This window comes from candidate division KSB1 bacterium (genome assembly GCA_016214895.1).
Lineage (GTDB): Bacteria > Electryoneota > RPQS01 > RPQS01 > RPQS01 > JACRMR01.
This window is the reverse complement of sequence record JACRMR010000003.1, coordinates 69,152-86,414: the sequence shown is the minus strand read 5'-3', so window position 1 is coordinate 86,414 and position 17,263 is coordinate 69,152. Positions and strand designations below refer to the sequence as shown.

Genomic DNA, 17,263 nt, shown 5'->3' with positions numbered 1-17,263 from the left:
CCGGCGGCAACCGTGCCCGAACGTTGCTCTCTTACCCGAACTTTCCCTGAAAGAGGAGTGATTTATGAAACGCGTGTTCATCGTCAGCGCGATCCTGCTGCTCGGCCTGACTTCCGTCAGCAACGCGGCACTACGCCTCGGCGGAAAATTTGGCGTCAATTTCTCGAACGTGGCTGCAAAAAACGTAAGCGGGATCGACTACAAGACTCGCACCGGATTCGGGATCGGGCCGATGGCCCTGATCGACTTCGGTGCGGCGTCGCCACTCGCGCTGCGCGCCGAGCTGCTATTCGTCCAGAAGGGCGCGAAGTTTACCAACCCCGCGGGCGACGGGACCCTGAAGAACGACGAAATCGTGCTCGCGCCGTTCCTGCTTTTCAAATTCGCTGCCGCCAAGGCATCGCCGTTCATCGAAATCGGTCCGGAGGTCGGCTTCAATACGCTGGCCGAAGTTGACGCGCCCGGCGAGCAGCAGTCGATCACTGACAAGTGGAAGAGCCAGAACTACAGTCTGAATGTGGGCGCAGGCGTGCTGCTGCCGCTCGGCGGAAGCGCGCTGGAATTCGACGCGCGATATAACCTCGGCCTGGTTGATCTTTCGGACTACTCCAGCGCGAACGACATGGACAACGAGCCGGAGCTCAAGACCAACGGATTCCAGGTCTTCGTCGGCTACTATTTCTTCGGATTGTAACGAGAAACGGCGACCATGGGCCGCCGTTAAATAGCAGTTCGAGGGTCTCCAGACCCGCGCACGCGAAGTGGGGTCGCGACGCGGGGGCTTACACGAACCGACCCTGCGTCTTGATCCGCAGCCAATCCTGAATCGCCAGCGCCGTGTAGAGCGGCGGCAGCACCAACCCCTTCTTGAAAAACAGGCCGCGGCCGCGTATCATGCGCAACTCCTCGATGTTGCGCACCCAACTGCGCCACGGAATGCTGAACCCCTGCTTCGGTTTGTCGATAATGAGCTCAGGCAGCACGCCGGTCATGGCCTTCTTGAAGAGGTATTTCAACGTGTCGCCGTCCAGCCGCACGCGCTCCGGCCAGGAAAAGACCTCTTCAACCAGCGGATGATTCAAGAGCGGCGTGCGCGTTTCGAGCGAACAGGACATGCTGGCGCGATCCACCTTCATCAACACGCCCTCGACCAGGTACGTCTTCAAGTCGAGATATTGCAACCGCGTCGCCAGCGGCAGCTCCGCCCGCCAGTACTTGCGGAAGAACCAGTAGTCGTCGTAGTCCTTCGTCGCATCGAGCAAATCGTCCGCCACCAGCCGCAGTTTGTCCGCGCGCGTCAGCCCGCCCAGCAGCACGGTGTGCAATTCGAGATCCTCGAGAAAATAGCGCAATCCGTAGTTGCGGCCCTTCGCCCCCATCGGCACAACCGACTGCCAGACCCGCTGGCCGACTTCGTGCAACGGCAACCGGGCCTGCACGGCGTGACGGGCATGGGCGAGGAAATGACGATAACCGTAGAAGACCTCGTCGCCGCCGTCACCCGCCAGCGCTACGGTCACATGCTGCCGCGCGATACGACTCACTGCCGTCGTCGGAAAGATCGACGAATCCCCGTGCGGCTCGCCGTACAAATGCATCGTCTCCTTCAGATCCGCACGCGCGGCCTCGAAGTCGTAAACCTGCGTCGTATGCTCGGCGTGGATCGCCTCCGCCATGTAGGTCGCGTGCCGCAGCTCATCGTAAGCCTTGACATCAAAACCGATGGAGAAGGTCTTGATCGGCGTCGCGGAGTGCTGCTGCGCATAATAGGCCACCGTACTCGAATCCAGTCCGCCCGACAACAGCACGCCGACCGGCACATCCGAGATCATCCGTAACCGCGTGGACTCGTCGATCAACTCGCGCACGCGCTGCACCGTCTGAGCCAGCGGGACATCGTTGGTGCCGAATTCCGTGATGTCCCAGTAGCGACGCTCCGTGAATTCGCCACGCTCCCACAACATCCAGCAGCCTGCTTCGAGCTTGCGGACATGCTGATACGCGGTCTTGGGCGCGGGAATGTAATTGTACGTCAGGCAATCGTAGAGCGCCGTCAGATCGAGCTGGAGATCAAAGCGCGGCGATTCCTCGAAGCAGCGAAAGTCCGACGCGAAGGCCAGCAGATCAGCTTTGCGATAATAGAGCAGCGGCTTCTTGCCGAAGCGATCGCGCACCAGCCAGAGCCGCTCGCGATCCAGATCGAACAAGCCGAACGCGAACATGCCGCGAAACCGGTGCAGGCAGTCGAGCCCCCACTCGCGGTAGCCGGAGAGGATCACTTCCGTATCCGACGCCGTGCGAAAATGATGACCGCGCCCTTCGAGTTCGCGCTTCAGCTCCCGGTAATTGTAGATCTCGCCGTTGAACGAAATCACGAGGCGCCCGTCCGCGCTCAAGAACGGCTGGTTCGAGCGCGGATCAAGATCGATGATCGACAAGCGGCGATGACCGAGTCCGAATCGCCGGTCCGCGCTCACCCACGCCCCGTCGGCATCCGGCCCGCGATAGTGCATCCGCGCGGCCATCGCCGACAGTTCGCTATGTTCGATCGTTCCCGCCGGATCGACGATTCCGCAGATTCCGCACATCTATGATTGGGGATGAGGGTTAGCTGAATTCGGACTTAGACTGATACTCAGAATGCGATGAAAATCGGGTATTATTATCCCGTGCCGTTTCCGTCGCTCGACGCGGACATCGTTCACATTGTGCAGATGTGCCGCGCCTTCGCGCTGCTCGGTCATGACGTGACCCTGTTTGTTCCGCGCAACGAGCGGTATGCCGATCAGCAAGCTGCTGTGCAAGAAGCGGGCGAATGGTTCGGGCAGCCGCTGCTGTTTGATGTGGTATTCCTGCCACGGCGCACCGTCCTCGGCCGGTTGCGGATGCTCGGCTCGCTGCCGGGTGCCCGGCGGGCAATTCGGCAAGCGGTGTTGGATCTGATCTACACGCGCGCGCCGTGGGCCATGCTGCTGCTGCCGTTGCAAGCCGTGCCGTTCGTCTTCGAAGCCCACGAGCTGGAGCTGCATCGCGAATCACGACTTTTGACCTGGGTCATGCAGCGGCTGATGGTGGCCGGTTCCCGGCGGCGTCACTGCAAAAAGTTCGTCGTGATCTCGGCCGCGCTGGGTCGCGAGTGGCGCAAGCTCGGTGTGCCCGCGCACAAGATTCATGTCGCCCACGATGCCGTCGATCTGTCCTTGTTCGTCAACACGCTGAGCAAGCGCGACGCGCGCCAGTCGTTGAACCTCGCCCCGCGCGGACCGTTGATCGTCTATACCGGTTCGCTCTACGCCAATCGCGGAATTGAGCTGATCCTGACCGCCGCGCAGCGGATGCCGGAAGCGGAGTTCGTGCTCGTCGGCGGAGTCGGCGGCGACGTGGAGAACTACCGGGCGCAGGCCGCCCGGTTGTCCTGCTCAAACGTGAGGTTCACGGGTCAGGTGCCGCATCACGACGTCCCGCGCTGGCTCGCCGCGGCGGATATCGAGCTCATGATGTGGACCTGGCGGGTGCGCACGATTGCGATCTGCTCGCCGATGAAGCTGTTCGAGTATATGGCGGCGGAACGGCTGATCGTCGGCCCCGCGTTTCCCACGATCACCGAAGTGATGCAGGATGGTGTGCACGGCATCTTGTTCGAGCCGGATCATCCGGAGGCGTTGGTCGCGGCCCTGCGCAAGGCGATTCCGCTGATCGACAAGTCCCCCATGCCCGCCGCCGCCCGCCGGCATGTGGCCGAGCACTACACCTGGCAGGAGCGCTGCCGGCGAATACTCGCCGCCCTCGCGCCATGAGGAGGCATGGTAGTCAATCGGTGCTTAACAAGCAAGCGGCACCCCGCAGGGTGCCGTTCTTACTAAGCTCTCTCCCCGCTGAGCCGGAGACCGGGAGGGGTGATCAGATTCAGGATGTCGGTTTGCCGCGACCGGCTGCGCCGCCCGTCAGCTTTCACCCCTCCGCTGTAGGGTCCGATTGCATCGGACCGGGGCCAAGGGGGTCCGTTTCCGTAGCGCCGCACGGCCGCGCGATATCGGAAATCTCCGTAGCGCCGCATGGACATGCGCTCGGAGAATATAAGCCTATATGCGCCTACGGAGTTTTCGCGCAACGGAAGCCGCCGTGGCTGAATCGTTCAGCCACAGTGGGTGAACGAAAGGCACACCGCGCCCACGAGTACCCAAGAGCCCACGAACCGCCCCGAAAGACACGATACCAGCTTCGCGGATCGTCAATCCAAGGGCCGCCATTGGTGGGTGCACCAGTGTAGTCATCGTGCCAGTCATCTTCACACCACTCCGCAACGTTACCTGCCATGTCAAGACATCCAGCGGGGCTAACTCCAACGGGATAGCTGCCCACCGGTGAGGGGTAGTCGAAGCCGTCTGGATTGCTAAGACCAAGATTTGCATTGGCCGCTACAAATGTATCTCCCCACGGATACAGGCGATTGTCTGTCCCCTTCGCGGCCCGTTCCCATTCCGCTTCTGTGGGCAGACGCTTTCCTGCCCATGTTGCGTAGCTGACGGCATCCTCCCAATAGACCATTGTTACGGGGTAATTCGCATAGACAGGATTCGTGAAGTAATTGAGCATACCAATGAATCCGGCATCATCCGGATAAGTGCGACTTGTCGCATCACAAAACGCCTTGTACTGCGCATTCGTCACTTCATAGACGTCGATGTAGAACGCCGGGACATTCACAGTGTGAACGGGTAGCGAAGTCGGTGGCTGATAGTCAGCTCCCATGGTGAACGGCCCCGCCGGAACCAGAACCATTCCTTCGGGCACGGGGGTATCCACCCATGCTGTCACCCGATAGAAGTAGATGGGATGTGCGTTCAGGACAAATGGATGCACATAACTGTTCGTCACCGATGTGCCAATCTGCGCGAATGGTCCGTTCGGACTGGACGCAGCAAAGACCTTGTACTGCGAAATTGTCAAAGCGTTTTCGCAGATGGAATGCGTAACGGGTGCCCAGCATAAGTTGATATGGGTCCCGGTCCCCCGCCTTACGACCAGACTCTCAGGAACGGTCGGGAACACAGGCACAGTGGCCGTTATCGGAATCAGCAATGTATCTGATCCGGAAAGTCGGGAGACGATCCGTAGCGTATCCCACAAGTATCCTTCCGACACCGGCTGGACTTGCACCGTTAGGCCAGCGCTGGAATGGGGTGCGATCCAACTGCCAATTGGCGACGTGTCGAGATGAAAATCGGCATTGGAATTGTACAGGCCAAGAATGGGCGCAGGGAACTCTGATGTATTGTCTATTTGAACATATCGCGCTGCCGAACTATCGCAACCGATCGTTCCGAAATCGAGAGATGAGGGTACTGTGTTGAGCGTCGCTTGGCAGAGCACAGCTGCTGACATGGGAATCCGCAAGGTATCCGGTCCGAACAGCCGGGAAACAACATACAACGTATCCTGAAAGGCTCCCTCCAATAATGGCTGAAATTGTATGGTCAAAGAACCACTGGAATAGGGTGCGATCCAACTGCCAATCAGCGCTATTTCAGGAACAAAATGAGGATCTGAATTGATCAGGTTGAGAATGGGCACCGGGACCGCAGATAGGTTAACTAGTTGGACGTATTGCACAGAGGGGTTATCGCAGTTGATCGTCCCGAAACCAATAGCTGGGGGCTCGACATTAAGCATCGCGCGGCATTGCAAGGGCCGTCCATACGCCTCAACCTCATACCATGCAACGAAGGACACGGACGAGGGCGTGTAGAGCGAGATGTACTTCACTGTATCCAGCGGACTCGCGGGAATCACGAGGCGCTGACTGTCGGTCCAGAACGCCGTGGTATCTAATAGCGTCTGCCATTGCGAGGAGTCGGACGAAATCGAGACGACGTGCCGGGCGCTGCCGTCGGGATAGGTGGCGACGTGAAGCACCAGACTGTCCAAGGCGCACAAGGTCCGCAGTGCTACCACCAGTCTTCCCGTCGTGCTTTCCGTGTACCACGCGCTGGACAAGCTGTTGTCCACGGCGAGCGCAGGCGGTGATCCGCCCACTTGCCCAATCCCGTAGCCAGTACCGCATTCCAGCGCCATGTTGCGATGGAGTCCTGTCGTATCGCAGAGTTCCTGCGTCTCGACGCATACCGCAGCCCCGTAGTATTCCCCGGCCAGTGCGCGAACGCAGTAACTGCAACCGTTTTCGTTCTTGTGATGCGTCAAGGTCTGCACGCCGGGGTTGACCGTGGCAAGCAATGTTCCAGTCTCAACCGCCCCCAGCCAAACTTCCACGAAGTTTATCGTGAACGGGCGACTAAGTGTATCTTGTATTGGGTCGGCCCACGTCAGCACTACATTGGAAGAAACGAGGCTGCCCGCCAGATTTGTACAGGGTGGCGGATTAATTGGTCTTGTGTCCAAACTAAACAACGGGCTGACGCCAAAGCCAACCGCTGTTTGCGAGCTGGCGCAACGGAATCCGATGGCCCAGTCGCGATCCGCCGGGTTGTTCTCGTAGCGACAGGCGCACCGTGCGAGCGTGTTGGGCCCGTTCCACGAGAAGCCCCGAATAACACGGTAGGAGCCGCGCGGGTCGTTTATCCATGCGCTGCCATCAGTGGGTGCACCGTTGTAACTCAAGTGATAATCGTCTTCACACCACTCCCACACGTTCCCCGCCATGTCATAACACCCCGCTGGACTGATGCCGTTCGGGTAATTACCTGCGGGTGAAGTATAAGTGTAGCCGTCGGCAAGATTGCCCTCAATGTTGGCATTGGCCGCGACCCAGGTATCCCCCCACGGCCACTGGCGATTGTCTACGCTCCCCTTGGCCGCCCGCTCCCATTCCGCCTCCGTAGGCAAACGCTTTCCCGCCCAAGTCGCGTAAGCCACAGCATCGTACCATTCAACATTGACGACGGGATAGGTGGAGTAGGCCTGATTGGTAAAGTAGTCAGGCACGTAGAATCCCGGATCGGGTGGATAGGCGCGACTTGTGGCATCACAGAAGGCTTTGTACTGAGTGTTGGTCACTTCATAGATGTCCATATAGAACAGCGGTAAATTCACCGTGTGGATTGGCTGGGATTCGTCCTGATAGGTAGCCCCCATAGAATACGGACCAGCCGGAACCGGAACCGTCCCTACAAGAACCTGATGATCATCGGCAATCGCCTTCACCTGATACTGCGTTCCGACTTGCATCGGATAATCCGCACCCGCATCCCAAATAATCTGGTAGTTCACACCGGACAGAACGCTGTCACCGATGTTTCCGCTCACGGTGTTCACGGGCACAGTCCATGTGGAGCCGCCATCCGACGAGATCTGCAATGAGACAGTCATCGTGTCATTGTCAGCATCGGACACGTCGTAGCTGATCTGCACGAGCTGCGACGGCAACGGCTGTTGAACGGCGGTAACGTTGCTGACAACGGGAGCTACATTGGCAAACGCGATGCTGCCAAACACCAGCAATGCCATGAATCCTGACGCGAGCTTCATTTGATTACCTCTCCTATCCGACGCGGCGGCATCCCGCCCGCTCCGCTAAAATGTAATGTGCTTTGTCGATCCAATCCCGAGCGCATGCCCATGCGACGCGACGTACTTCCTCGTTTCTGCTTCATCCCTCATCCCTCCGCCTTCTTCCCTCTCTTCAATATCTACAAATATCACCATTTTGTCAAGTATCCGCTTACGTTGAGCCTTAAATACTAATCCCGTCCGTCACTTGGGCTGTTTCCCGTTCACCTATTGACTTTTTGTCCAATTCTTCGTATATTATATTATGCCAAGAGGCTCCAACTCTCAGCCCATGTACCATCTGTCATCTGCATCGATCGTTCATGCCAGGCTGGGGACGCGGTCTCCTCTGCAATTGACTATCCATAGTGTAAGTTTTCGGCAAAGAAGTTCGTTCCGTCAAAAATCCTGCATCCCCCCGCCATTCGGACACATAACACCACCGTTTCGGTTGCGTATCTGCAAAAGACATCAGCGGTTTGGATTAGTCTCATTCGAGATAAATGCGGCTAACCCATTGCGTTAGAGCACTTTGTTTGGTCAAAAATAGGTTGCGCCTGCTTCCACAATCTGCTTCATCCTTCATCCTCTCTGCCCATGCGCTGGACCACCCTCGCCACCCCGATCGGCGACCTCTATCTCGCTGCGAATGACAACGCTCTGATCCAGGTCGAGTTTGCAGGCGTGGCGCACGGCAGGAGCGGAACTCGTGGCGACAGCGCTATCCTGACATTAGCGAGGCGTCAACTGACCGAGTATTTCGCGGGCAAGCGGACCGAATTCGACCTGCCGCTGGAGATGACCGGAACCGATCTGCAGCTCAAGGTCTGGCGTGCGCTCGAACGCATTCCCTTCGGCAAGACCAGAACCTATGGCCAACTGGCCGTCGCGCTCACAAAAAAAACCCAGACCGCGCGGGCCGTGGGGGTGTGCTGCGGACGCAACCCGCTGCCGGTCATTATTCCCTGTCATCGCGTGCTGGGGACCAACGGCGCGCTGACCGGCTTCGGCGGCGGAATCTGGCGGAAAGAATGGCTGCTCAAGCACGAAGGGGTCTTGGACCCGGAGCTGATGCTATGACCAAAAACCCGCTGATCAATGCCCTCGCCGCCGCGGCTTACATTACCGTCGTCGGATCGGGTCTGTTTCTTAGCCAGGGAATCGAACACAGCGCCTCGTCGTTTGTGGTCCCGATTGCCATGATCTCCCTGCTCACCCTTTCCGTAGCCGTCATGGGATACTGCTTTCTGGCCCAACCGCTCCAGCTCTTGATCGCCGGGCAGAAAGCCGAGGCGGTTCGACTGATTGTCAAGACGCTATTGATATTCGGCGCGATTACCGCGCTCCTCTTCATCGCAGCCTATCTCACGGCAACACGCTAAAACAAGGAACGGCGGCCACAATCAAGGGCCGCCGCCTCAATTCGGTCCATCCCGGGCCTCGCCCGGTCCGGGTTGTGGATCCGGCTTCTTCCGTGGTCGGAAGACAGGCCGCCTATTTCGCGCGCCAGATTGCCTTCTCTAAAGTCCTCTGCCTGAGACTACGCTGTGCTTCCGGAATTCACCTCATTCGACGATCAGTCGCCCCGCCTCCCGCTCGCCGGCCACTACCATCCCAAAGCTTCCCCGCTTCTCCGCTGTAAATGCTATAATTGTCGTGTGCTTCGCCGGAAGCAATTCATACAGATTCAGCTCCTCGATTTCGAACAGCTCGTGCTCCGGTTCGGTTTCAAAGCGGTGAATCAGCAGTTGCGTGGGTCGATTAACCTGAATCCGCGTCTCCGCCGGGTGGAAAGTGCCGCTGAGTTTGACCTCCACTCGTTGAATCGGAGTGTTTTGGTCTGATTTGTTATTCCTCTTGCGAAAGAAGAGAAATATCAGTATCATTCCAGCGGCTGCAATCTGTAACAATAAAGACCACGGGTTTTCCATGCAGGTTCACGTCACTCTGAGTAGGGTTGATGTGGGGTCGCGGCGCGGGGAATTCGTTTGTAAGATCTTGATGTTCCGAAATTTTGATTCCGTCAGAGATGTGGAAAATCGGGCGGGGTTAGGAGATTAGGTGAAGGATTTGGAGGTTCGTGGGAACCTTTCAATCGGCGCGAGGTTTACAGAGTGCGACCGCCATTCATTTGGGTATCCGGATTGGCGTTTAACGCGACATCAAGAAAGGACGATGCAACCATGGTGATTCTCAACATTCAGCAGGCGGCCAAGTTCCTTGGCAAGACTCCCGCTGCTTTGCGAAACGGCTACAAGCGCTGGGGGGTTCCACACTTCCGGCTGGGTGGACAGATAAAGTTTACGCAGGAAGCGCTTCAAGAATGGGTCGGCAAGAATATGATCGAAGAGATCTCGATGTCCGAACCCAAGGAGAAGGCGACGATCGATAATCGTCGGGGCAAGCGCCCGGCAACTGCGAAAGCTTCTTCCCGCGCATAACCGGCTGGACTCGCCGGGGTCCGAAGACCCCGCGCAGCAGATCGAACTGGATCGGGCGATTGACTTCAGGTCAATCGCCCGATCACTTTATGTGGCTTCGAGAATCACCTCATCCTCGGCGCGCCAGGCGGGATCAACGATGCACAAGAATTCAAGAGCATCAGATCCCAGTGAAGTTATTCGCTGTTTCGCCTGTGGTGCAATATAGATCAGGTCTCCGGGAAATACGCTGCGGGTTTCATCATCGATCTGCATCCGCCCGACGCCGCTCAGAATGTAGTACACTTCTGAGGTGGAGAGCTGATGCAGATGAGAGGACTGCCCCTGTGCAAGACTTGCGTGAGCGATGCTGTAACGTGCCGAGATGAGGTGCTTGGCAGGGTGGAGCAGCTCCCGGAGCCGGGTGCCGTCCCCGGCGACAAACTCTGTACAATCAGTAAGTCGGTGGATGAGCATGAGTCGTCGCCTACTTCGGGGACCACACACCGAGGTAGAACCCGTCGGGTGACTTCAGTACACCAATGAACCCCATACCGTTACCGAGATCGCGCCGCTCCTGACTCACGGAGCCGCCCAAAGACCGCGCCCTGACCAGCGCCGCTCCGACTTCGTCAACGGCCACATAGTTCTGGAACTCGGAATTGTCCGGCATCTTGCCCACGCGGGTGAGGCCACCGAGCAGAACTCCATCTGACGCGGAGATGAATAGGTATTCACCGGGCCGCATGACCTCGGTGGTCCAGCCGAACAGCTGGTGGTAGAAGCCGGCTTCGCGATCGAGGTTGACAGCCGGGATTTCGATGTGGCAGAAAGTCTGCATTGGTTTTTCGTTTTTGAAGCTGCGGGGTGTTGACACTCAACAGGAATAACCGCTAAATTAGACTCGATTTGTCGGGAAAACGGAAACGAGTAGCTTGGCGAACCATATGTTCAAAAATACCGAAACAGAGCGAGAATGTCAAGGTCGTCCTGAACCGACGGAACTGAACAGTCAGAAACCGAATTGAACACTCATACCTGTGGTAATCCCATCGGGAGCAAGATGAATACAGCACTTCAGCGGTCGCTGCTTGCGGTCATGCTTACCGGAGTCCTGCGGACCTTTGCGGCCGGGCCGGAACCGGGGGCTGTGGCACCCGCTTTCTCACTGAAAAACGTTGACGAGAAGACGGTGTCGCTAACCGACTTGGCCGAGGCCAAGGCGGTGGTCGTGGTCTTTACCTGCAATCATTGTCCGTTCTCGCAGGCCTACGAACCGCGACTGATCCAGTTGCAGCAGGACTATGCGGACAAGGGCGTGAAGTTCATTCTGATCAATCCGAATGATCCGAAGAAGCAGCCCGAGGACAGCTTTGAGAAGATGCAGAAGCGGGCCACGGACAAGAAATACCCGTTCCCGTACTTGTACGACTCGACGCAGCAGATCGCGAAGGCCTACGGAGCGAATCGAACGCCCGAAGCCTATCTGCTATTCCCACCGGAGATGACGGTGCAGTACCGGGGCCGGATCGACGATAACACGGAGCCGGGTCAGGTGAAGAAGCGCGACCTGAAAGACGCGCTCGATCTGCTGTTGGCCGGGTCGCCCGATCAGATTACGACACGTGTGACCAAGGCGTTTGGTTGTACGATCAAGTGGAAGGAATGATTGGCAGGGCGAGTGGCCGCCGGACTTCGAGGCGACCACGGTCGGGCTGCCGCCGGGTAACCGCCATTGTAAGTGTAAGCAAGCAGAGGAAAGCAACATGAAGTCAATCTGGACTGCGGGCATTATCCTGGCGATGACAGTCGCTCTGTATGCCGTACCGACCAATACCGGTTACTCCGGATCACCGGGCCGTGGGACCTGCGCTTCAACCTGCCATGGTTCCGCCGGAGGGACGGTGCAAATCAGCGGATTCCCCGCGGAGTATGTGCCGGATTCCACGTACCTGATTACGATTCAGCGGATGTCGGGACTGGCGATCAAGAATTTCAATGCATCCTGCCGCATCGGAACCGGTACGCAGAACGCCGGGCAGCTCTCCGGCGGGTCGCATACTTCGACCTACAGTGTCGCGGGCGAGACGAACGGCATTCATCTCTCGCAGTTTGATCAGGTGTCGGCGACGTTCAACTGGCAGGCTCCCGCTGCCGGAACGGGTACCGTCCGCCTGTATGTCGGCGCGCACCAAGGCTTGCAACCGGGCCCCAACACCACGATAGTCGCGATCGCCGCGGAACTGGTTGTGCCGCAGCCGCCCGAGGCCGCGTCGGATCCGCAACCTGCCAGCGGCGCCATAGACCAGTTGCTATCCGGGATTGAATTGTCTTGGCAGCCCGGCGCGCGAGCGGAGACTCACGACATCTATTTTGGAGTTGCTGGGGACTCCCTGGAATTACTCGTGGAGAATCATTCGGGCTTCACCGTATTCGCGCCGGATCCGTTGGCGCCGGGTGCGACGTATTTGTGGCGGGTGGATTCGCGCAACGATGCGGGGACGACCACAGGTGAAACCTGGAGTTTTGCCACGGGTGTGTTGCCGAATGCGAGCGGAAATCCGGTGCCGGACGACGGCGCGATCGAAATCCCGCTGAACGCGGTGCTGTCGTGGTCCGTGGCGGATGGCGCTGAATCGTACAATGTGTGTTTCGGTACGACGAATCCGCCGGCACCGTTAGCGCAGGGGTTGACCGATACTTCGTACGATCTCACCGGCGTGATCGACTTTGCGACGACCTACTTCTGGGAAATCGCCGCGGTCAATGCGATCGGCACGACACCGGGACCGATTTGGAGCTTCGTGACGACGGCGAATGCCGCGAACGATCGCGGCCCGGTCGTACCGACGGAACTGTCGTTGGGGCCGGTCTATCCGAACCCCTTCAATGCCGAGACGACGATTCCGTTTGTCTTGCCGCACGCGGGTCAGGTGCGGCTCGAAATGTTTGACATGCTGGGCCGCCGTGTGGCCGTGCTCGCGAACACGAACTTCCCGGCCGGTTCGCACGCGCTGCGCTGGAGTTCAGCGAGCGTGAGCACGGGTGTGTATCTGCTGAAGCTCACGAGCGGCGGGCAGGAACTGACGGCACGAGTGATTGCCGTGAAGTAAGGGGTGGGCTTTTGATTCCGGCTGGGAAGGAAACGCTGCTCGGTGGAAGAGCGGGGCACTTGGAGACAAGTGCCGCCGCGAATCATTCCGGGAGACAATTGCCGCCGCGAATAGTATGGAGCGGGCGACTCGAAAGAGTCGCCCGCTGCTGTTCTGTCTGGTTCCGTGCGTACGGCTGTGCGGGCTGTTGCTGAAAGGCGCTCGCCGCGCCGTGCGTCCCCGCTCGGCGGGAAGGAACGAAGTATGATCGAAGTCTCATGCTCGGGTCTCCGCGGATTTGATTACCAGCAGCTTTTCGATCTGCATGTCGCGGATGGAATAGGGAATGCCGCCGATGCCGAGGCCCGATTCGCGCAATCCGGCGAACGGCATCCAATCCGTGCGAAACGCGGTATGATCGTTGACCATCACCGCCGAGGCGTTCAGCCGCGCGTGACAGCGCAATGCCGTGTCGATGCTGCGCGTGAACACGGCCGCTTGAAATGCGAAAGGCAGCGAGTTTGCGCGGGCAATCGCGTCGTCAAGATCCTGGTAGGCGTAGACGCAGATCACCGGACCGAAGATTTCCGCCGTACTGATCTGCGCGTCGGGTCCGGGATTGGCAAGCACCGTGCACTCGTAGCACGACGCGTTCACGGGCTTGCCGCCGCAGAGCAGCCGGGCGCCGCCGCGTACGGCAGCGTGCACCCAGTCATGCACCCGCACGAGCTCACGCTCCTGAATCAGTGGACCAACTTCCGTTTCGGGCAGCGTGGGATCGCCGATCTTCTGCTGCTGCGCGGCGTGAACCAGTTGCGACGTGAATTCGCCGAAAACGCTTTCATGCACGAACACACGCTGCACGGAAACGCAGACTTGCCCGGCATGATAGAAGCCGCCCTTGGCAATCGGCGCGACGGCGGCGCGGACGTCCGCATCGGCCGCGAGAATCACCGGGGCGACACCGCCGTGTTCGAGCGCGCAGCGCGTGCCCGGCGCGAGCCTGGAGCGCAGCATCCAGCCCACGCGCGCGCTGCCGATGAAGGAGAAGAACGCCACACGCGGATCCGCGACAATGCTCTGCGCCACGGTATTGTCGGCAGTAATCACGGGCTGACACCATGCGGCGGGCAATCCGGCGTCGCGGAAGATGTTGACGAGCCGCAGGCAGGAAAGCGGCGTGCGCGGATCGGGCTTGATGAGCACCGGGCAGCCCGCGGCAAGCGCGGGTCCGACCTGATGTGCGATCAGATTCAGAGGATGATTGAAAGCGCTCACCGCCGTGACGACCCCGATGGGTTCCAGCCGGGTGACCGCAAAGCGACCGGTCGAAGCGGCATTCAGATTCATGGGAATCTCGCGCCCGCCTGAGGTGCGGATCGTGTCCACGCAGATGCGCAGACTGTCCAGCGCGCGCGTCACTTCCACCCGGGAGTCGGCTAAGGGCTTGCCGCCTTCGCGCGCGGCTTCGACAGCGAGCAACTCCGCCTGCGGTCTCAGCAAGTCGATCGCTCGTTCGAGAATCGCCAGCCGCTCGGACAGCGGCAGCCAGCGGGAACGGTCGCGAAAGAGGGCGTCCGCCGTGGCCAATGCGTGCTCGGCAGCGCGTGCGTCGGCGGTGTCACACGTGGCAATCAACTCGTTGTCGTACGGAGCGCGGACTTCGAGCGGTGCGGCGGTGGACGTCGCGCCGGGGATCCGTTGTGGAAAGTGCTCGGACATGGCGGATACACGGGAAAGGGAGGCGAATGGTCTAAGTTAGCACCGAAGGCATTGAAAATCAACTCCGGACGAGGCCGCTGTAACTTTGCAGGGGTCTGACTGTACATCGCTTGAAGGCCGGACAGTCCGGGGTTGCGAATCCGGGGAACAAATGCTATCTTAGCTATGTTAGATAACGACAAGTTCACTCCTAACTTACACGAACGCTGGATGATGCGATTTTCAATGGTATTCATTGCCGCGGCCTTGCTGCTGGGACTGTGGCTGGCCGAAGCGCAGGCCGCGGACTATTCACGCAAGGGGTATGAGGCCGCGCTCAAGGGAGTTACGACCCGGGACGAACTGACGGCAGTCTTTGCTGATTACGCCGACCATGCTCCGGACATGGACGTCGCACGCAAGGCCGAGGACGAGTGGAAGGCGCTGGATTCGGCGGGGGTCGTTGATCGTTTTCGCGCTGCTTGGGAGAGCGACCCAAACTCCGCTCGTGCGGGCTATCTCTACGGACGAGTCGCGCCGACGGCGATCGACAAGATCCGAATTGGCCGTCAGGTCGTGGCGCTTGACCCCAAGTGGTCGTACGGCTACCGGCTGTTACTCGCGACGTATGTTTACGATTTGTTTGAGAACTCGACGGCACCGTCCAAACAGGCGGAGCTGAAGCCGGAGCTCCCGAAGGACGAGCCGCTGTTCCAGCGGTTTGCGGAGGTCGATTCCGAGTCTTCTTTCCCGCAGCAATTTCTGTTTGCCTACCGGATTTACAAGCGCGAGGCGGCGGCGGCACGAGCACAGTACGAGCGCGCGGTCAAGGACTCGGCGGACTGGGCGGGTGTGGAGCAGCGGGCGCAGTTGCTCTGCATTGAAGGCAAGTACGACGAGGCGCTGGCGGAGATCACGGCCGACGTTGAAACGCTGATTGCGGCGGGACAGCGCGGGGCGGAATACAAACCGAGCGAGATTCAAAGCGGCTATGTTACCGCGTTGCGCAGGGCGCACGCGTACGACGCGGCGATTGCGTACTTCCAGCATCCCCCGCGCACCGATGACCATGGTGACGCCGAATACAATATCGCCTGTCTCTATGCCCTGTCGGGCAACAGCGGCGAAGCGTTCGCGCATTTGAGGGCCGCGGCCGCCGCCGGCTTTGCGCAGACCTATCGACTGGATTCTGACACGGATCTGGAGATCCTGCACGCGGATCCGCAGTGGCAGGACGTGACCGCACAAGTCGCCGCGCGCAAGGCGTCCACGACGCAGGAACTGGTTGCCGGGCTGCGTGAACATCGGCTTGACAAGCCCGCGCCGGACTGGGAGTTGACAGACGAAACGGGGAAGACCGTGAAGCTGTCGGACCTGCGCGGGCAGGTGGTGTTGCTCGATTTCTGGGCGACGTGGTGCGGGCCGTGCCGAATGGCGATGCCCGTCATCGATCAGTATATCAAGACGCAGATGCCCAAACGGGGCGTGCGCATTTTTTCGGTCAATGTGTGGGAAGAGCCGGGGCTGAAGAGCGAAATCTTTATGGAGAAGAAGGGCTACGCGATGGAACTCCTGCACGGCAACAAGGAACTCTCCAAGCTGTATGGCTTCAACGGGATTCCGTACTTGTGCGCGATTGACAAGCACGGCACGGTCCGCTACGAGGAGCTGGGCTTCGACTACAATCTGGCCGACAAGCTGCCGTTGTGGGTGGAGGATTTGCTCAAGGAGTGACCGATGCGCCCCCCTACCCTGCTCCTCACCGGAGGCGAAGCCGATCTCCGGTGGCGGTCGCTCAAGTGGAAGCGCTGGCGGGGAATGTCGAACTGAGATCAGAACGGGACAGCGAGGTGCTGTCCCGTTTCGTTGCAGGGGATATGGGGAGAGCCGCACCCGACGCGGACTAATCCGCTAACGGCATTTCGTGGCGTTTCAGGTATTGCAGGACATCACGGATCCAGCGCATGCAGCACTCCGCTGAGCAGGGTTCGAGATCGTCCCGATTGACGCAGTGGCCGGGGCAACCTTCCTGCAGCGCGTTGAGATGCGCGGGGCGCGTGCCGACATTCCAGTCGGCGAAGCTGGTCACGGGCACGGCGAGTGTGGAGTGACAACCGGGGCACTCGTGGGTCAGGAAGAAGATTCCGTCCACGGGCGAGTCCAGCACGGCTTGATAGCCGTTGACCCGCAGCGTGCCGTCTGTCACGAGTTGTTCAATCGTGTGCCACGCGTAGCCGCACATCGGGCAGGCCTTGAAACATGAAGCGACGGTCGTAGATGAAGCCGGTTGCATACGAATGACCCTCATATTTGTTCCGAAATGGGTGCAAGCGGGGTGCCAACACCGGGCGGGGGTTCGACTCTGCCCAGCAGACCGCGCGGCAGGACAATACTGATACGGGGAGCACAGCTGGCATCGGCGGACGCGGCGTTCGTGACCGTAGTCTGCTTCAGTTTCGCTGCGGGTAGGTTTCGAGCCTGCCCGCGAACCAGTTTTGGTTGTTTCGAACCGCTACTTGACAATCACCCGGGCGGGCATTAAAT

15 protein-coding genes are annotated in these 17,263 nt (G+C 59.4%); 8 read left to right on the top strand and 7 right to left on the bottom strand.

All coding sequences use genetic code 11. The annotated features are described in order from the left end of the window. Window positions 1-64: 64 nt before the first annotated feature. The gene (locus tag HZB60_02430; protein ID MBI5058621.1) at window positions 65-694 is read left to right on the top strand and encodes a PorT family protein; all 630 of its coding nucleotides are present in this window, start codon (window positions 65-67) and stop codon (window positions 692-694) included. A gap of 88 nt (window positions 695-782) precedes the next feature. Here HZB60_02430 and asnB read toward each other — a convergent pair whose 3' ends face one another. Next, window positions 783-2,588: an asparagine synthase (glutamine-hydrolyzing) gene (asnB, locus tag HZB60_02425; protein MBI5058620.1), complete on the bottom strand. Its 1,806-nt coding sequence runs from the start codon at window positions 2,586-2,588 to the stop codon at window positions 783-785. A gap of 57 nt (window positions 2,589-2,645) precedes the next feature. Here asnB and HZB60_02420 point away from each other — a divergent pair, with 57 nt between their 5' ends. Beyond that, window positions 2,646-3,797: a glycosyltransferase gene (locus tag HZB60_02420; protein ID MBI5058619.1), complete on the top strand. Its 1,152-nt coding sequence runs from the start codon at window positions 2,646-2,648 to the stop codon at window positions 3,795-3,797. Window positions 3,798-4,092: 295 nt separating this feature from the next. Here HZB60_02420 and HZB60_02415 read toward each other — a convergent pair whose 3' ends face one another. Continuing rightward, a complete protein-coding gene (locus HZB60_02415) occupies window positions 4,093-7,485 on the bottom strand; it encodes an SUMF1/EgtB/PvdO family nonheme iron enzyme (protein MBI5058618.1) in 3,393 nt (1,130 codons plus the stop codon). Window positions 7,486-8,103: 618 nt separating this feature from the next. Here HZB60_02415 and HZB60_02410 point away from each other — a divergent pair. After that, window positions 8,104-8,586 carry a methylated-DNA--[protein]-cysteine S-methyltransferase gene (locus HZB60_02410; protein ID MBI5058617.1) on the top strand — a complete coding sequence of 161 codons (483 nt, stop codon included), beginning with the start codon at window positions 8,104-8,106 and terminating at the stop codon, window positions 8,584-8,586. Then, window positions 8,583-8,888 (top strand): hypothetical protein, encoded by a 306-nt coding sequence (locus tag HZB60_02405; protein MBI5058616.1) that lies wholly within the window; start codon window positions 8,583-8,585, stop codon window positions 8,886-8,888. The genes HZB60_02410 and HZB60_02405 overlap by 4 nt, the downstream gene beginning before the upstream one ends. Before the next feature lie 183 nt (window positions 8,889-9,071). Here the strand turns inward: HZB60_02405 and HZB60_02400 are convergent, their stop codons facing one another. Further along, window positions 9,072-9,392, bottom strand: a complete 321-nt coding sequence (locus HZB60_02400) for a cupredoxin domain-containing protein (protein ID MBI5058615.1) — start codon at window positions 9,390-9,392, stop codon at window positions 9,072-9,074. A 297-nt stretch (window positions 9,393-9,689) separates the two neighbouring features. Here HZB60_02400 and HZB60_02395 point away from each other — a divergent pair, with 297 nt between their 5' ends. After that, on the top strand, window positions 9,690-9,947 hold the full coding sequence (locus HZB60_02395; GenBank protein MBI5058614.1) for a helix-turn-helix domain-containing protein: 258 nt from the start codon (window positions 9,690-9,692) through the stop codon (window positions 9,945-9,947). Between the two features lie 87 nt (window positions 9,948-10,034). On the opposite strand, the gene HZB60_02390 is transcribed toward HZB60_02395, so the two are convergent. Continuing rightward, entirely contained in the window at window positions 10,035-10,403 is a 369-nt protein-coding gene (locus tag HZB60_02390; protein ID MBI5058613.1) for a cupin domain-containing protein, read from the bottom strand. A 10-nt stretch (window positions 10,404-10,413) separates the two neighbouring features. Further along, complete coding sequence (locus HZB60_02385; GenBank protein ID MBI5058612.1) at window positions 10,414-10,767, bottom strand: hypothetical protein; 354 nt, start codon at window positions 10,765-10,767, stop codon at window positions 10,414-10,416. Between the two features lie 258 nt (window positions 10,768-11,025). Between HZB60_02385 and HZB60_02380 the strand changes: the two genes are divergently transcribed. Both HZB60_02380 and HZB60_02375 read left to right on the top strand, forming a co-directional pair. Further along, window positions 11,026-11,595, top strand: coding sequence for a thioredoxin family protein (locus HZB60_02380; GenBank protein MBI5058611.1), 570 nt, complete (start codon window positions 11,026-11,028; stop codon window positions 11,593-11,595). A 97-nt stretch (window positions 11,596-11,692) separates the two neighbouring features. Further along, the gene (locus HZB60_02375; GenBank protein MBI5058610.1) at window positions 11,693-13,039 is read left to right on the top strand and encodes a T9SS type A sorting domain-containing protein; all 1,347 of its coding nucleotides are present in this window, start codon (window positions 11,693-11,695) and stop codon (window positions 13,037-13,039) included. 255 nt (window positions 13,040-13,294) lie between these two features. On the opposite strand, the gene HZB60_02370 is transcribed toward HZB60_02375, so the two are convergent. Beyond that, complete coding sequence (locus HZB60_02370) at window positions 13,295-14,740, bottom strand: aldehyde dehydrogenase family protein (GenBank protein MBI5058609.1); 1,446 nt, start codon at window positions 14,738-14,740, stop codon at window positions 13,295-13,297. Window positions 14,741-15,124: 384 nt separating this feature from the next. Here HZB60_02370 and HZB60_02365 point away from each other — a divergent pair, with 384 nt between their 5' ends. After that, window positions 15,125-16,453 carry a TlpA family protein disulfide reductase gene (locus tag HZB60_02365; GenBank protein MBI5058608.1) on the top strand — a complete coding sequence of 443 codons (1,329 nt, stop codon included), beginning with the start codon at window positions 15,125-15,127 and terminating at the stop codon, window positions 16,451-16,453. Between the two features lie 169 nt (window positions 16,454-16,622). On the opposite strand, the gene HZB60_02360 is transcribed toward HZB60_02365, so the two are convergent. Next, window positions 16,623-17,027 carry a hypothetical protein gene (locus tag HZB60_02360; protein MBI5058607.1) on the bottom strand — a complete coding sequence of 135 codons (405 nt, stop codon included), beginning with the start codon at window positions 17,025-17,027 and terminating at the stop codon, window positions 16,623-16,625. Window positions 17,028-17,263: the final 236 nt, after the last annotated feature.

Coding starts and splice junctions, on each gene's coding strand:
- HZB60_02430 (MBI5058621.1), top strand. CDS start 65: ATGAAACGCGTGTTCATCGTCAGCGCGATCCTGCTGCTCGGCCTGACT.
- asnB (MBI5058620.1), bottom strand. CDS start 2,588: ATGTGCGGAATCTGCGGAATCGTCGATCCGGCGGGAACGATCGAACAT.
- HZB60_02420 (MBI5058619.1), top strand. CDS start 2,646: ATGAAAATCGGGTATTATTATCCCGTGCCGTTTCCGTCGCTCGACGCG.
- HZB60_02415 (MBI5058618.1), bottom strand. CDS start 7,485: ATGAAGCTCGCGTCAGGATTCATGGCATTGCTGGTGTTTGGCAGCATC.
- HZB60_02410 (MBI5058617.1), top strand. CDS start 8,104: ATGCGCTGGACCACCCTCGCCACCCCGATCGGCGACCTCTATCTCGCT.
- HZB60_02405 (MBI5058616.1), top strand. CDS start 8,583: ATGACCAAAAACCCGCTGATCAATGCCCTCGCCGCCGCGGCTTACATT.
- HZB60_02400 (MBI5058615.1), bottom strand. CDS start 9,392: ATGATACTGATATTTCTCTTCTTTCGCAAGAGGAATAACAAATCAGAC.
- HZB60_02395 (MBI5058614.1), top strand. CDS start 9,690: ATGGTGATTCTCAACATTCAGCAGGCGGCCAAGTTCCTTGGCAAGACT.
- HZB60_02390 (MBI5058613.1), bottom strand. CDS start 10,403: ATGCTCATCCACCGACTTACTGATTGTACAGAGTTTGTCGCCGGGGAC.
- HZB60_02385 (MBI5058612.1), bottom strand. CDS start 10,767: ATGCAGACTTTCTGCCACATCGAAATCCCGGCTGTCAACCTCGATCGC.
- HZB60_02380 (MBI5058611.1), top strand. CDS start 11,026: ATGCTTACCGGAGTCCTGCGGACCTTTGCGGCCGGGCCGGAACCGGGG.
- HZB60_02375 (MBI5058610.1), top strand. CDS start 11,693: ATGAAGTCAATCTGGACTGCGGGCATTATCCTGGCGATGACAGTCGCT.
- HZB60_02370 (MBI5058609.1), bottom strand. CDS start 14,740: ATGTCCGAGCACTTTCCACAACGGATCCCCGGCGCGACGTCCACCGCC.
- HZB60_02365 (MBI5058608.1), top strand. CDS start 15,125: ATGGACGTCGCACGCAAGGCCGAGGACGAGTGGAAGGCGCTGGATTCG.
- HZB60_02360 (MBI5058607.1), bottom strand. CDS start 17,027: ATGAGGGTCATTCGTATGCAACCGGCTTCATCTACGACCGTCGCTTCA.